This window comes from Croceivirga sp. ABH4_376 (assembly GCF_056160685.1).
Window position 1 is genome coordinate 360,338 of the sequence record NZ_JBSWXQ010000001.1, and the last position, 14,241, is coordinate 374,578.

Consider the following 14,241-nt stretch of genomic DNA (forward strand, 5'->3'; position numbering starts at 1 on the left):
ACTAATCAACACCTTTTGTCTTTTTGAACTTTGTATTTATTTGAACCCATAAGAATTCCAATTTTTTCTTGTTGAGGAGTAATTGTATCAATATAACTATAACAAACAGGGCAATCTTGATAAAGATACTAAGGTTCGGCACATAGGCAAGAGCCGAGAGCAAAAGAAAAATGACCGGCACTAGTATTAATAGTTTATGGTTATATGAAATGTCTACAAACTTTTTATATGTAAACATTAGAGTTAATGATAAAATTATTTTAGCTAGTAAAGTGGCAAAAGCTGCTCCAATAAAACCATATTTTCCAATCAAAATATAATTTAAAAAAATATTTATCAAAGCCGAAAGTATAGTGTAAATTGGCAAAGCCCGACTTCCTTTTCCGTTAATGTCATAAAAAAATGGAGTGGAAAAAAGGTAATATAAAGAATGAAATACAAAAGCAAAGGCAATTATTGGTACAATATACCATGCATTGTGGTAAGATGACGGAGTAATCCAAAGAATTATATCTTCAGAAAAAAGTGACAATCCAAATGCTAGTGTGCAATAAACATGTATTATGCTAGAGGCAAAAAGGGTGATACCTTTAGTATTACCATGTTTAACCTGTTGGTTAAACCAAGGCACAAATGCCTGTTGAACTCCTGAAGCGACCAAGAATACTACCCCTCCGAAAGTACTCCCTAAGTTATATATGCCCGTTGTTGAGGTTGAAAGCATGTTATTTATAAAAACTCGGTCTATCATTGCCGTGGAGACACCTGAAATAGAGTGGGGTACCAAGGGTAGTGAGTAAATTAGGGCTTTTCTTAATACCAATATGTCTATCCCAAATTTTATTTCTTTCCCAAAGCGCGCTATTGTAAGTATAAAAAAGACAATATTAGTAATTGCCAAGGAGGCAAGGACTCCTTCCGCCTTCATTCCAAAGAACACAACAAACGTTGCCAATAAAATTAGATTGGTTAAAAAAAATAACATGTTGTTCTTACCAAACTTTTTCCCTTCCTGCTTAGCTTGTAATGTATTCTGGTATATGGTAAAAACAGGATTGAACAATACTGATATCATACCCAAAACCATATATGGATAAAAACTAACCTCATTTAAAAATGGGTCTAAAAGACAAGAATGGCCAACAAACAAAAAAATTGAAATGATAATGCTGAATAAAAAAACAAAGGTAACAACGGTCCCGAATAGTACTCGAATTTTTTCCTTATCATCTTTGTATTCATAATAAAACCTGTTCAGGCATCCATTTAAGGAAAGAAGGTAAATCACATTTAGAAATGCATTTATTGCAGTAATGACGGCTACTATACCATAGTCCTTCGGCGATAGAAAAGCGGTGAGCACAGGAACAAGCAAAAAATTTATTCCCTTCTGTAACAAGTTAATAATGGTGTAAATGCCAGAGTTGGCCAATATTTTACTCATTATACTGTTTTGATGCGCTTTTTTCTGTTATAAGGCCTGCTATTTTCTCTGAAGTTTTTCCATAAAACTCAGAACCGACTGCAGCATTATAATATTTGGCCCTATCTTTAATATTCGGCTTAAATTCCCGTAGTTCTGAAATCTTGAAAAGCAAGGCTTTTACACTACCAAAATTTTCTACTAAACCATTTTTTATATATCCATAATAATCAAACCTATTGTGGGCTGTATAGCAAAAATATAGGGGATATACATTAATTAAAACTGCTTCCAAATGTATGGAAGATTCTCCTGCTATTAATACATCTATTCTTTTTAGAAAAGAAAATACATCTTCTTTCTTTGAATCTGAAACTAAAACATTTGGCGGTATATCTACTAGTTGTCTTGTGTCTCCTGGGTGTGGTCTTAAGACAACTGAAATTTCGGGATAGGATTCTGCTATCTTTTGCGCCAAGGAAACTACATCTTCAATGTCATCAATCATATTGTATGCGATTCCGATGGAATCCATATTATCATTGATATTTTCACTTTTGGTATGCATATCAAACTTGGGCATTCCCAAAAGTTCAACAGTTGAATTAACAGGACCACAGCAGCTATATTTGTCCAAGGTATCCTGACCATCCAAGAGTGCATAATCAAACTGTAATGGAGGGAAAAACTTAGATACGGACGCATGAGGAATATAATACGTCAGAACGCCAAGATCCTTAGCTGCCAATAACATACTTCTTGCTTCTACTAAATGATCATTGGTGAACACAATTGCCCTTGGCGTTACGTTTTTAATTAAGCGTTTTGATTCTTCATAGGTACCGTTCACCGTAAAAAACAAATCATAATACCTTATTGCCTTTTTAGGGTTCTTGATAAAATAGAAAAGTAATGTAAAGGGATAAATTAAATCCCAGAAGATTCGGAACCTTAAATTGTAATAAAAAGTTGATTTATTTATTGTACTACGAAATCTAAAAAAGGATATCATAATTGAATGTTCTGTAAGCTGTTGAACATCCTTAAGGGAATCGTGATTGTTCTTCGTCAGAACAAGAAACCAAATTTTGTTTTTAGGAATTTGGTCCTTTCTAAATAACCTTAAAAAATCTGCTGTTATATGCTTTATTAAGAGAGCAGATTTTTTTCTGAATTTAGTAGGCGAAATATTATCTGTAAAGGAGTCTGGTAAAGTATCCAATATCCCATTAGTCCACATGTGTGCAATGTTGTCCCATCTATCCAAAAACCCCATATCCTTTATTTAGTTTGCGGACATATAATCCCCAATTAAGCATTCCGCAATCTTCCAATCAAGTGCTGTGTCAATATCGAGCGATGAAAACTCGTCCATTACATACTTTTTAACCTTTTTAAACTTTAAGTGACTTTCCCTAATCAGCGAAGCAGGGTTTATCACATAGATAGATCCATTATATTCCCACACCTTTGGACAATCCTGCCTTCTATTAAAACTTGCCTTTTTGGATTTTTCCAGCCATCCACTATCATTCTCCTCAAAAAGCACATAGTATGGATTAGAGCTGGTTTCTTTTACCGAAACTACCATGTCCAAATGTTTGTTATATAGTGATAGGGCCTGAGCAATGTCGGTTTTGGAACGAAATGGTGATGTGGCTTGAAGAAGAACAATGACATCTGGAACGTACCCGTTGGATTTGTAAAATGAAAGGGCATGTAGCAGCACATCATAAGTGCTCGAGGTATCTGTTGATAAGTAGTCTGGTCTCATAAAAGGCACCCTAAGGCCCCTTTTTTCGACCTCTTGTTTTATTTCCTCCGAATCAGTCGAAATGCATATTTGGTGGTCTTCAAAAACCTCTTTAGCCCTATCTATAGTGTGTTGAATAAGTGGTATTCCATTCAAATACCTTATGTTTTTACCTGGAACACCTTTAGATCCTCCTCTTGCAGGAATTACTACTAACGGCTTATTTATATTGCTAAATTCTTTCAAGTTCATGTTTCATCATAATATCGATAAGTTCTTTAAACTTGACCTTGGGTTCCCAGTTTAGCTTTTGTTTGGCGCTGCTAGGGTCCCCTACTAATAAATCTACTTCTGTCGGCCTAAAATAATAAGGGTCTATGCTAACTAGTACATTTCCAGTTTTTGAATCTATTCCGATTTCATCTACGCCCTTGCCTTTCCATTCAATTTCTATATCGATGTAGGAGAATGCTATTTCCACGAATTCACGCACCGTGTGTGTTTCTCCTGTTGCAATAACAAAATCCTTAGGACTGTCCAATTGAAGCATCAACCACATTGCCTCTACATAATCCTTAGCATATCCCCAATCTCTTTTTGCATCCAAGTTACCCAATCGTATCTTGGATAATGTGCCTTTTTTGATTTTCGCAACAGATTCGGCAATCTTTTTGGTAACAAAGCTATTTCCCCTTCTTGGACTTTCATGATTAAACAAGATGCCATTACATGCATAAATCCCATAGGCCTCTCTATAGTTTATAGTAAGCCAGTATGAATAGATTTTTGCCACCCCATATGGGCTTCGAGGATAAAATGGTGTTTTCTCGGTCTGTGGAATTTCTTGTACCTTTCCAAATAATTCACTGGTCGAGGCTTGATAAAATTTCGTCTTTTGTTCAAGGCCCAATATTCTTATCGCTTCCAATATTCGTAAGCTGCCCAGAGCATCTGCATTTGCCGTATATTCAGGAATATCAAAAGAAATTCTTACATGGCTTTGAGCAGCTAAATTATAAACCTCATCGGGTTTAATTTCCTTAAGCAATCTCATTATGTTCGAAGAGTCCGTCATATCCCCATAATGCACATGGAAATTTAACTCCTCACTGCCTACGCCTTTATAAAGATGGTCGATTCTTAATTTTTGTTCCAAGCTTGATCTTCGGACCATTCCATGAACTTCATAGCCCTTTTCCAATAAGAATTCAGCTAAATAGCTACCATCTTGCCCGGTAACCCCGGTTATTAATGCTTTTTTCATTATTTCTTGTTGATTTTTCTTATAGTATTTATGATTCTATCTTGTTCTTTTTGCGTTAATGCAGGATAACTCGGTATATTAAGACCACGGTCATTTATATCGTATGACACCAAACAGTCATTAGATGATTGGTAAAACGGCAATTTGTCGATAGGCGTGAAAAATGGTCTTGTTTCGATATTATCAGATTCAAGTGCTTTAATTGCTCTCTCTTTTTCCAATTTAGAGTTAAAAATAATAGAACACATCCAATATGAGGAAACAGCCGACTCAGGAATTTGTTGAAATGTTACAACATCTGAAAGCCCATCCTCATAGGTTTGTTGAATTCTACGTTTTAGTTTTAGTATTTCTTCCAATTTATCCAATTGTGCCAAACCTATGCTGGCCTGAATATTGGTCATCCGATAGTTGTAGCCCAGTATATCATGATAATATCTTATCGTCTCAGAATTTCCTTGGTTCTTTAGTTTTCGGATTTTCTTGCTTAAATCATAATTAGATGTTAAAACCATACCTCCTTCTCCGGTGGTAATTGTTTTGTTTCCAAAAAAGGAGAATGTAGAAATATCGCCTAAAGTTCCAGATTCTTTGGAATCATATGTTGCTCCAAAAGATTCTGCTGCATCTTCTATTAGATAAATATTAAAATTTTCCGCCAACTCTTTAAGTTTATAATAATCGGCAGGAGTACCATAAACGTTGGTATATAAAATCGCCTTGGTCTTCGACGTTATTTTCTCCTCTATCTTCGCAGTGTCTATATTCCAACTCGATGAATCGGCATCTACAAATATCGGTTTAGCGCCTACATACAAAATAGCATTAGTAGATGCCACATAGGTAAAGTTGGTGGTTATCACTTCGTCGCCTGGTCCCAAATCCAGTGCCAATAAAGCTAAATGAATGGCTACGGTACCATTGCAAACAGAAATGGCATGCTTTGCCCCAGTATATTTTTGTACGCGTTCTTCAAACTTTTCAATAAACTGTCCTTGGCTTGAAATCCATGTAGAATCCATACATTCCAAAACATTGTTTCTTTCCTCTTCTCCAATATAAGGCTGATAAATTGGTATTCTATCCATGACTTTTTAACAATGAGATCTGATTTGTTATTTCTTTGACCGTTATATTTTTTACTTCTAGTATATGAATTATGTCTGTAAAATCCTTAATAAAGTTTAAAAACCAGTAGTTATTGTCCAATGATTGGTTGGTATCCTTTTCACCGGAATTGTCACTATGATGTATATATTTAACATATGGCTTCAATTTATTTACCGCATCAATTTTATTAAAGACCAAGGCGTTGGCGGACACCTTTAAATGCGCTGTATCTAATAGTATGCCAAAGTTTTTTTTACTTATGTTATGGCAAAGTTCAATCATCTCATCCGCAGTGGAACAAAGCAAGACTTCTTGTCCATCTTTTCTTAGATTGAATGGGGCCGTAACATTATTCTCTATATAAAAGGACATTCCGAGGCTTTCTGCTACACCAATAATTAGGTTTACGGAATCTAAAAATAGAGTCCAATTTAAATTACGGTCCATCTTTTGATTCACATCCAACGGGTTGCCAAGCATATCTGGGTCCGGATCAATACAAAACCCCGCATGTGCAGAATAACAATCAACCCCAGCTAGTTTTGATATTTTTAGGCCTTGTATACAATGTGCAATGGATTTTGTCCTTATATCATGGTTGGTGCTGGCCAAGTTAAGAACAAAAGGCTGGTCTGGAGCTGGAAAATAATTGTGTGCCAATCTATTTATTTTAATAGATTGAAAAAACTCCACCATATCAGACATGTGTGGAAAACTAGAACTGAACTCAATCATCCAATCATAAGTTTCTGCAAGTTGAACAATTTGTTCTCTCGTTGATCTACCAAAAGCCAATGTACTTACCCCAATCTTCATTAAACTAGTTATTTTATAATTCTTTGATAAATCCCATAATGATCTTTTGAGTTCAACAGAATAAAACCATGCTTTTTATAAAGAGCAATAGCTTTATCGTTATTATTGTCCACTGAAAGCTTTATCCGTTCAATTCCCATTTTGTCTCCATTTCTCAATAGCTCAAACATTAAAATGTTGGCCAAGCCTTTCCCTTGATAATTTTGCTTTATAACTATACCCAACCACACTGTATCATTTTCTTTATCGAGGTGGCCATATCCTATGGGTTTATCAGCATCTATTAAAAGTATTGTAAGCAAATGGTTTTTAATGACATCCAACTCCCTGCTCTTAAAATACCTAAAAGAGTCTTGCTCCTTATCCAAGTCTTTGACAAACTCCGCAAGAATTTCTTTGTTATTTGGGGTTACAAATAAGATTTCAGGCGTTATTCCCATATTATCATAGCTTCCTTTAATGGGGTATCACTTTCAATGTCCATAGATGCTCTTTTACCAATAATGTCATTCACCCTTCTTGGTTCGAGACCTGTTGCTGGTCTTTTATAAGTAATGTTGTCCATAGTAAATACCTCTCCTTTACATAAGGGTTTCTTTAGAATAATGCTTCTCCTCATACCCAGGATATTTCTTCTTTCATTATCTGATGGAACCTTTACGGGGCTACCTAGGCACTCTTCGGTCTTTCGAATACCCTGAATCAATAATTCAAACTGTTCCACATTGAGCGACGCACTGTGGTCCGGACCAGACAATTCTCGATCTAAAGTAAAATGTTTTTCGATTACAGTAGCTCCTAGTGCCACTGCGGCATAACATGCATAATTTTCTTCTATGTGATCAGAATAACCATACATTACACCCAATGCATTTCCCATGGTTACCATTGACCTTATATTAGCATCTTTATTGTCAGATGGGTAGTTTGTTGTGCATTGTAACAATACTATCTGATCATTTCCTGCATTTTTAATAACCTGAATTGCATCATATGCTTCAGAAAGTGTTGCCATTCCTGTTGAGAGAATCATAGGTTTTCCATATTGAGCCACATGCTCTAAAAATGAGAACTCAACCAACTGACCTGAAGCAATTTTGAATGCTGAAACACCCAAACTATTAAGAAAATCGGAATCTTCTTCATTATATGGTGTAGACAAAAACATTATCGAATTCTTATTACATTCTTCTATTATCTCTAAATAATCATCATATCCCAACTCAAGGTTCTTCAACATTTGGAATTGACTTTCTTCTGGGTTAGTGACCTTTAGTTGATATTCTGCCTTAGGAGCATTTTTGGTTATGACACTCTCCGCCTTAAAGGTTTGAAATTTGACACAATCCGCACCTATTTCCTTTGCCTTTCGAACTAGCTCCAGCGCCAACTTCAAATCGCCATTATGGTTTACACCCGCTTCAGCAATTATGAAGCAAGGAGAAGAAGTCCCTATGCGTTTATCTTTAATTACAATATCCTTTATTACTTGACCTAGCATATTATCCTTTTATTACTTGTGAATTTTGTTTAATAGTTAATTAAATTATTAAGGCTTGAGGCTAAAAGTTCTCAAGATTTCTTTCTACGATTCCATAAAGCAATACATCTGCATTGAACATTTCAATCCATTTTAGATTCAGATTAACGCGTCTTATAAAATAGGTCCTTTTAAAATTAAATGGGATAAACTTTAATAGCTCATTACTATAATTATCTCCAACTATTAATAATGTTTTGTCTTTTGCTAAGGTCTCGTTTTCAATAGCCACCGTATCTTGTCCTAAAAGAATTGTTTCGTCGAGATAATTTAATTTCATTTTTAGGATGATATGAAAATGATGATTCTGCAAAATAACCGTTTATATTGTCAATTCCAATAAAGTCCATCAAATCGCCATATATATAGTCTTTGTTTACCTCGATTTCTAATTCTGAAACTTCAAATGGACGAAGAACTTCGGCGACACTGTCCGAAATTTTATAATGAATTGATCATTTAATGAATATCATGGCCACAGATAGTATTTGAATAGGTGCAACCGCATCTTCCCATTTATCGCCGAATATAAAAAATATTATTTCATGTGAAAACAGCAGCAAGAACCCCCATTACAGGGTAAATTATTATTGCGTTTTGGAAACAACCCAATAAAGCACAAAAACAATTGGAAAAAAGAGAGCAAAATCTATAGAGTTAAAAAGCATTGTTTTTTTTTTGTTAAAACAGTTTTATGGGCTTTATAGGTCTCTGGCAAATATTTTAATTTTTGTTGCTTCTTGTTTTCATTATTACTGGGCGCTTGCTAAAAAGGGTAGTTGCAAATCCTTTTGTGACACTTTAATAAGGTTAACAGGCAATTGCCAATCAATATTTAAATTGGCATCATCATATTTAATTCCTCCTTCAGATGCTTTATTATAATAATTATCACATTTATAAAAGAACTGAGCAGTATCACTTAAAACAATAAACCCGTGAGCAAAACCTCTTGGAATAAACAATTGTTTTTTATTGGCACTTGTTAATTCCACGGATATGTGCTGCCCATAGGTTATAGAGTCCTTTCGCAAATCTACCGCCACATCCAAAACGCTGCCCTCTAGAACGCGAACGAGCTTTGCTTGGGCGTGCACCCCTTTTTGAAAATGAAGCCCTCTTAAAACTCCTTTCTTGGAGAATGACTGGTTATCTTGAACAAAATTTACCTCTTGCCCAATTGCCTCACAAAATGCTTTGTGATTAAAGCTTTCGTAAAAATAACCTCGTTCGTCTTCAAAAACCTTCGGTTCTAAAATAAAACAACCTTTAAGTTTAGTTTCTATCGCTTTCATTAATCTTCTTTATTCAAAATACCTAAAAGGTTTTTACCGTAGCCACTTTTCATGAGTGGCTCTGCAAGAACCTTAAATTGCTGTTTGTTAATATACCCCATTTCAAAGGCTGCGGCTTCAATTGCACCGATTTTTAAACCTTGTCTTTCCTCAATAACCTCAACAAACTGGGATGCCTGCATTAATGATTGAAAAGTTCCAGTATCCAACCAAGCTGTTCCCCTATCCAAAATACTTACGTTAAGGATTCCTCTTTTTAAATATTCTTTGTTTACATCGGTAATCTCCAGTTCTCCCCTTGGACTTGGTTTTATGTTTTTGGCAATGGAAACCACTTCATTGTCATAAAAATATATGCCCGGAACAGCAAAATTGGATTTGGGTTCCAATGGTTTTTCTTCAATACTTATGGCCTTTCCTTCGCTGTCAAACTCTACAACACCATAACGTTCTGGATCATGGACCCGATAAGCATAAATTATTCCACCTTGTGGGTTATTGTTGGCCTGTAATAATTTTGAAAGACCTGAACCATAAAAAATATTATCCCCAAGGATCAACGCCACCTTATCATTCCCGATAAACTTTTCTCCAATGATAAAAGCCTCTGCCAAACCATTTGGTGATTCTTGTACGGCATAGGAGAAACTGCAACCATACTTTTTGCCATCTCCTAAAAGTTCCTTAAAAAGAGGAAGGTCTTTGGGGGTTGAAATAATTAGAATTTCCCTAATCCCTGAATAAATTAACGTCGTCAATGGGTAGTAAATCATTGGCTTGTCGTAGATAGGCATTAACTGCTTGCTTACGGATAAGGTTAACGGATGTAATCTAGTTCCCGAACCTCCCGCCAAAATGATTCCTTTCATAATTTTCTGGCTTTATTGATATTGCTTTTTGTAATATTTTTTGTAATCACCTGAGGTAACATGGTCTAACCAATCTTGGTTGTCAAAGTACCAATCAATAGTTATTTCAAGTCCCTCTTCAAAGGTTACGGATGGTTTCCAACCCAACTCCTTGTTTATTTTACTTGCATCAATGGCATATCTTAAGTCATGCCCTGGTCTGTCCTTGACAAATGTGATCAACTCTTCAGATTCGCCTTCCTTTCTGCCTAATTTTTTGTCCATTAAACCACATAATAACTTTACCAAATCAATGTTCTTCCACTCATTAAATCCACCAATATTATAGGTTTCCCCATTTTTTCCTTGATGAAATACTAAATCAATGGCCCTCGCATGATCTTTTACATAAAGCCAATCCCTGGTATAATTACCATCTCCATATACGGGTAGAGGCTTTTTATTGATGATGTTATTTATGAATAGTGGAATCAATTTTTCAGGAAAATGGTTGGGTCCATAGTTATTAGAGCAATTAGAAATAACAAAATCTATACCATAGGTTTCACCATAAGCACGTACAAAATGATCAGAGGCGGCCTTGGATGCAGAGTAAGGCGAATTTGGACTATATGGTGTTTGCTCTGTAAATAACCCCGTATCACCTAAAGTTCCATAAACCTCATCTGTACTTACATGGTAAAATCTAAAATCAGATTTCTTTTTAGCTATTTCTAAAGACGCATTTAACAAATTAACTGTACCAATGACATTAGTGTTTACAAATGCGTTTGGATTGGTAATGGAACGATCTACATGCGATTCAGCAGCCAAGTGAATTACTCCGTCGAATAATTCTTTAGCAAAAAGTTCATTAACGAAACCAGAATTTACAATGTCTCCTTTAACAAATTCGTAATTATCAAATTCTGAGACATCTACAAGGTTTTCCAAATTTCCGGCATATGTGAGTGCATCTAAGTTGATGATTTTGTAATCAAGATATTTAGTTACAAACTGTCTTACAACATGGGACCCAATAAATCCTGCGCCACCGGTTATTAATATTGTTTTATTCTTGCTCTCCATACTTTTTCAAAAATCTATTTAAATCCCTCAAGGTCAAAACGATTAACACCAGTCCTAATAGTAACAAAGGCAATATAAACTTATAACTTTTCCAAAAACCTTTAACCTTGACACCTCGATTAGGAAAGTCACTTATTACATTTAAAATTGATGATTTATTGGCTCGCTCTTGGTTTAAAGCAACAAGGTTTCGTTTTAAGGTTTCTCTTTCCTTGACTAACGCCAGTTCTTTATTTTGGGATTGTCCATTTTCTGCCAAATTGATATTGGTTCCCTGCATCGGTTTCTCCGCTTCTTTCACCAATATCGTTTTATACAGTTGCTGCAAGCTATCTACTTCACTCAATTGTTGTGTTATGATAGAATCTTGTAGTTTTATATTTATGTCATTTATCTGCTTTTGTAATTTAAAATAGTCATTAGCAGAAATTGACTTAACGATAGAAGATTGCGCCTTTTTTGCAACACTATTATCCGTGCTTACCAAAGAAATTTGATGAAAACGAGCATCTAACGAATTAAAGTTTTGCAAATACGATTCAAACTCAATTGCCTTAATAGTTGATGTATCCAATTCCTTAACAAACTCATCGAACAGTTTTATTTTTTGATTTTCATCAGAATAAGAATCAACAAAAATCTCTTTTATTGAAGCGGCTTCTGGTATTGAAATCTTCAATGCTTCAGCAAGCGCAATGGAATCCTCCGCTTTTGCTAAATCATTATAAAATTCAATATTATTATATAGTTGTTGAACACTATTAAAATTGGGCTCTACAACCATTCTAGAAATAAATTTCTCAGTTTTATATAAATCCATAAAATAACCTGCGACAGCACCAATAACTAATGAGCCTAGAAGGATAATAATGTTTTTCTGAATAAACAGTAAAATGAGAATTATACCATTAAAAATGCCTTTGAAAACACTTGCTATAAAGTCGTACAATTTTTGAAAGACACGACCAATTAATTGAAACAATTGACCCAAATCAATCTCGTCAGTATTTATGTTCTTATGATGTTCTGACATTTTAAATTATATGATTAGTTAGTTTTAATTAATTACAAAGATACGTGGATTTTAAACTCATATACGATCAACTCGAAAAGTACTACCTTTTAGCGCATTTTAAAAATAGTTAAGATTATTGGCAAACTTATCCTTTCCTATTAGAATGATATGTTTTCCGATACTAACTAATATAATTGAAGATTGGGTTACTTATCAATCAAACCGCATTTATTTTGACAAGGCTGTTGGCCCTATTAAAGAAATCCTATAATTCAATTTCATTCATAATCTTATAAACTTACTTAGCTAAAGACTTTTATTTATTATAATACATCTTAGATTTTATTGGGTAATGGTGATTGAAATACCAATAAGTATAATTTATCCAAAAATCTGGTCTAAAATCTTATGTGTAATTAGGTATGTTGGTTTAACCCCGGTTGTACCTAACCCACCAGAAGCCAATGTGCTGCCGGTTTCCAAAGGATTGTCAGATGCGTAGTAGGCATATCTTACCTTAACATCCTTACTTACACTTTTTCTTACCCTTGAGGCCGATTGTATGGCTTTTTGGTAATGCACTCCTTCCATTTCTAGACCAATAACATTCCAAGTAGACTCGTAGAAAAACTTTAAAATGTCCTTATTCTGTAAAGACGTACCTAATACGGTAACCATGGTCCCTTCTAAAACTTTTAATCCGTGGCCTTCAAAATCTTTAGCACACAGTTCGTTCTCAAAAGGATAATTATCTGCCGTACCTTCAAAAATATGTGCAGAAGGTATCATCAAATCTCCCTTACCACCTTCTAGTATTCCAGCTTTACCCATTATGGAGACCGAGTCTACATTTAGAAACACCTTATCATCTCCTTTTTCCAGAGGTTTTAATAACTCGTCAATAGTTTCGTAAGCCTGTTCGCCAAAGGCATAATCCATTACAAAAATTACGGGTTTTTCATCTTCTGGAATGCTATTGTCTATATGATAACAACAGGCAGCATCATTAAATTTAGCCGTATCAAATAACTGTACGGAAATATTAGCTCCAGAAGCATCTTCTATTGGAATCATCCCATTAGCAATAGCTACTTTTTCAACTTTATTCCGTAAATCTTTGTTTTCTGATAAACTTAGGGCTTGATAAATTTCCAAATCGTCTTTACCCTCAAATTCTGCTGCGAGCACTTTTCTGGCGAAAAGCGAGTTCATTACACTGTGCATGTTAGCACTAATTATGTGTAACGGTCTGCCCAGTAGATTATATTTTTCTAAAGTCTCCTTTATAGTTGTGGCCCATCGATCTCCATGAATATGGTGACCCAATCGTTCTCTTAAGAGTGGACTAAAAGTTATTGTTCTTTTGTTTCCGGTGGCTACCTCTTCTATTGCCAACTTCCCCAACCAATAAATAAACTCCAGAAAACGGTCTGGCATAGCATCTGTAGCAAACTTCTTTTGTATAGCCACAACCTCTGCATACGTTCTACTAAGAATATTGGCCACATGTATATACGCAACTTCGCGCTCTTCTTCTGTACGTTCCGTTTGCTTAACAAAAGCTTCTAGCTTTTGCCAATCGCGAATGGTGGTATTGTCTTCTTCTATCCATACGCGTTCACATATTTTATCTGCCTCAATAAACAAAAATGTTAAGTGCGTTAAAATATCGTAGATGTCAGAGCGACCACGCGTAATTTCAATATTCATCTGCTCATCGTCTATACGATAACAGTTTCTTCTTCTTTTTGGCGGAATTATAGGCTGTAGATGCGATTTTGAAATGCCTTCATCTGACGTTAAATTGATATACCTACACTGTTCTATCCCCATAGGGAGACGCTCCAACACATAAATAAGTCCGTTTAACTCCCCCCTATCTTCTGAAACAGAACCATAAATTTCTGGTCTTAATACCAGCAAAGCATTACGCAATGCATTACCAGAAATACCAGAAGGTTTGTAAAATCCTCTATTTAACAAGTGCCGCATGGTAACGTACAAACGCTCTATGGCGTTGGTAGATTCTTGCGCACGTGTAGTTTCCTTAATTGCCGTCATATTCCGTATTTCGGTATAAAAATACGG

14 protein-coding genes are annotated in these 14,241 nt (G+C 35.2%); all 14 read right to left on the bottom strand.

Translation table 11 applies throughout. The annotated features are described in order from the left end of the window. Window position 1: 1 nt before the first annotated feature. Window positions 2-1,444, bottom strand: coding sequence for an oligosaccharide flippase family protein (locus ACXAGS_RS01610; protein WP_474903981.1), 1,443 nt, complete (start codon window positions 1,442-1,444; stop codon window positions 2-4). Then, window positions 1,437-2,699, bottom strand: a complete 1,263-nt coding sequence (locus tag ACXAGS_RS01615; RefSeq protein ID WP_474903983.1) for a hypothetical protein — start codon at window positions 2,697-2,699, stop codon at window positions 1,437-1,439. Before ACXAGS_RS01615 ends, ACXAGS_RS01610 begins: the two co-directional genes overlap by 8 nt. A gap of 9 nt (window positions 2,700-2,708) precedes the next feature. Then, window positions 2,709-3,428, bottom strand: coding sequence for an acylneuraminate cytidylyltransferase family protein (locus ACXAGS_RS01620; RefSeq protein ID WP_474903984.1), 720 nt, complete (start codon window positions 3,426-3,428; stop codon window positions 2,709-2,711). After that, on the bottom strand, window positions 3,409-4,440 hold the full coding sequence (gmd, locus tag ACXAGS_RS01625) for a GDP-mannose 4,6-dehydratase (protein ID WP_474903985.1): 1,032 nt from the start codon (window positions 4,438-4,440) through the stop codon (window positions 3,409-3,411). The genes ACXAGS_RS01620 and gmd overlap by 20 nt, the downstream gene beginning before the upstream one ends. Then, window positions 4,440-5,528 (bottom strand): DegT/DnrJ/EryC1/StrS family aminotransferase, encoded by a 1,089-nt coding sequence (locus ACXAGS_RS01630; RefSeq protein ID WP_474903986.1) that lies wholly within the window; start codon window positions 5,526-5,528, stop codon window positions 4,440-4,442. The genes gmd and ACXAGS_RS01630 overlap by 1 nt, the downstream gene beginning before the upstream one ends. Further along, on the bottom strand, window positions 5,521-6,366 hold the full coding sequence (locus ACXAGS_RS01635) for a sugar phosphate isomerase/epimerase family protein (RefSeq protein WP_474903988.1): 846 nt from the start codon (window positions 6,364-6,366) through the stop codon (window positions 5,521-5,523). The genes ACXAGS_RS01630 and ACXAGS_RS01635 overlap by 8 nt, the downstream gene beginning before the upstream one ends. An 8-nt stretch (window positions 6,367-6,374) precedes the next feature. Then, window positions 6,375-6,806 carry a GNAT family N-acetyltransferase gene (locus ACXAGS_RS01640; RefSeq protein WP_474903990.1) on the bottom strand — a complete coding sequence of 144 codons (432 nt, stop codon included), beginning with the start codon at window positions 6,804-6,806 and terminating at the stop codon, window positions 6,375-6,377. Further along, window positions 6,797-7,867, bottom strand: a complete 1,071-nt coding sequence (neuB, locus tag ACXAGS_RS01645; RefSeq protein WP_474903991.1) for an N-acetylneuraminate synthase — start codon at window positions 7,865-7,867, stop codon at window positions 6,797-6,799. The genes ACXAGS_RS01640 and neuB overlap by 10 nt, the downstream gene beginning before the upstream one ends. Window positions 7,868-7,928: 61 nt before the next feature. Continuing rightward, on the bottom strand, window positions 7,929-8,219 hold the full coding sequence (locus ACXAGS_RS01650; RefSeq protein WP_474903993.1) for a hypothetical protein: 291 nt from the start codon (window positions 8,217-8,219) through the stop codon (window positions 7,929-7,931). Window positions 8,220-8,658: 439 nt separating this feature from the next. Next, a complete protein-coding gene (gene rfbC, locus ACXAGS_RS01655; protein WP_474903995.1) occupies window positions 8,659-9,201 on the bottom strand; it encodes a dTDP-4-dehydrorhamnose 3,5-epimerase in 543 nt (180 codons plus the stop codon). Continuing rightward, window positions 9,201-10,070, bottom strand: coding sequence for a glucose-1-phosphate thymidylyltransferase RfbA (gene rfbA, locus ACXAGS_RS01660; protein ID WP_474903997.1), 870 nt, complete (start codon window positions 10,068-10,070; stop codon window positions 9,201-9,203). Before rfbA ends, rfbC begins: the two co-directional genes overlap by 1 nt. A gap of 12 nt (window positions 10,071-10,082) precedes the next feature. Next, window positions 10,083-11,138 (bottom strand): dTDP-glucose 4,6-dehydratase, encoded by a 1,056-nt coding sequence (gene rfbB / locus ACXAGS_RS01665; protein ID WP_474903999.1) that lies wholly within the window; start codon window positions 11,136-11,138, stop codon window positions 10,083-10,085. Continuing rightward, window positions 11,122-12,171, bottom strand: a complete 1,050-nt coding sequence (locus ACXAGS_RS01670; protein ID WP_474904000.1) for a hypothetical protein — start codon at window positions 12,169-12,171, stop codon at window positions 11,122-11,124. The genes rfbB and ACXAGS_RS01670 overlap by 17 nt, the downstream gene beginning before the upstream one ends. Before the next feature lie 363 nt (window positions 12,172-12,534). After that, window positions 12,535-14,214, bottom strand: a complete 1,680-nt coding sequence (locus ACXAGS_RS01675; RefSeq protein ID WP_474904002.1) for a DUF6909 family protein — start codon at window positions 14,212-14,214, stop codon at window positions 12,535-12,537. Between the last annotated feature and the right edge of the window lie 27 nt (window positions 14,215-14,241).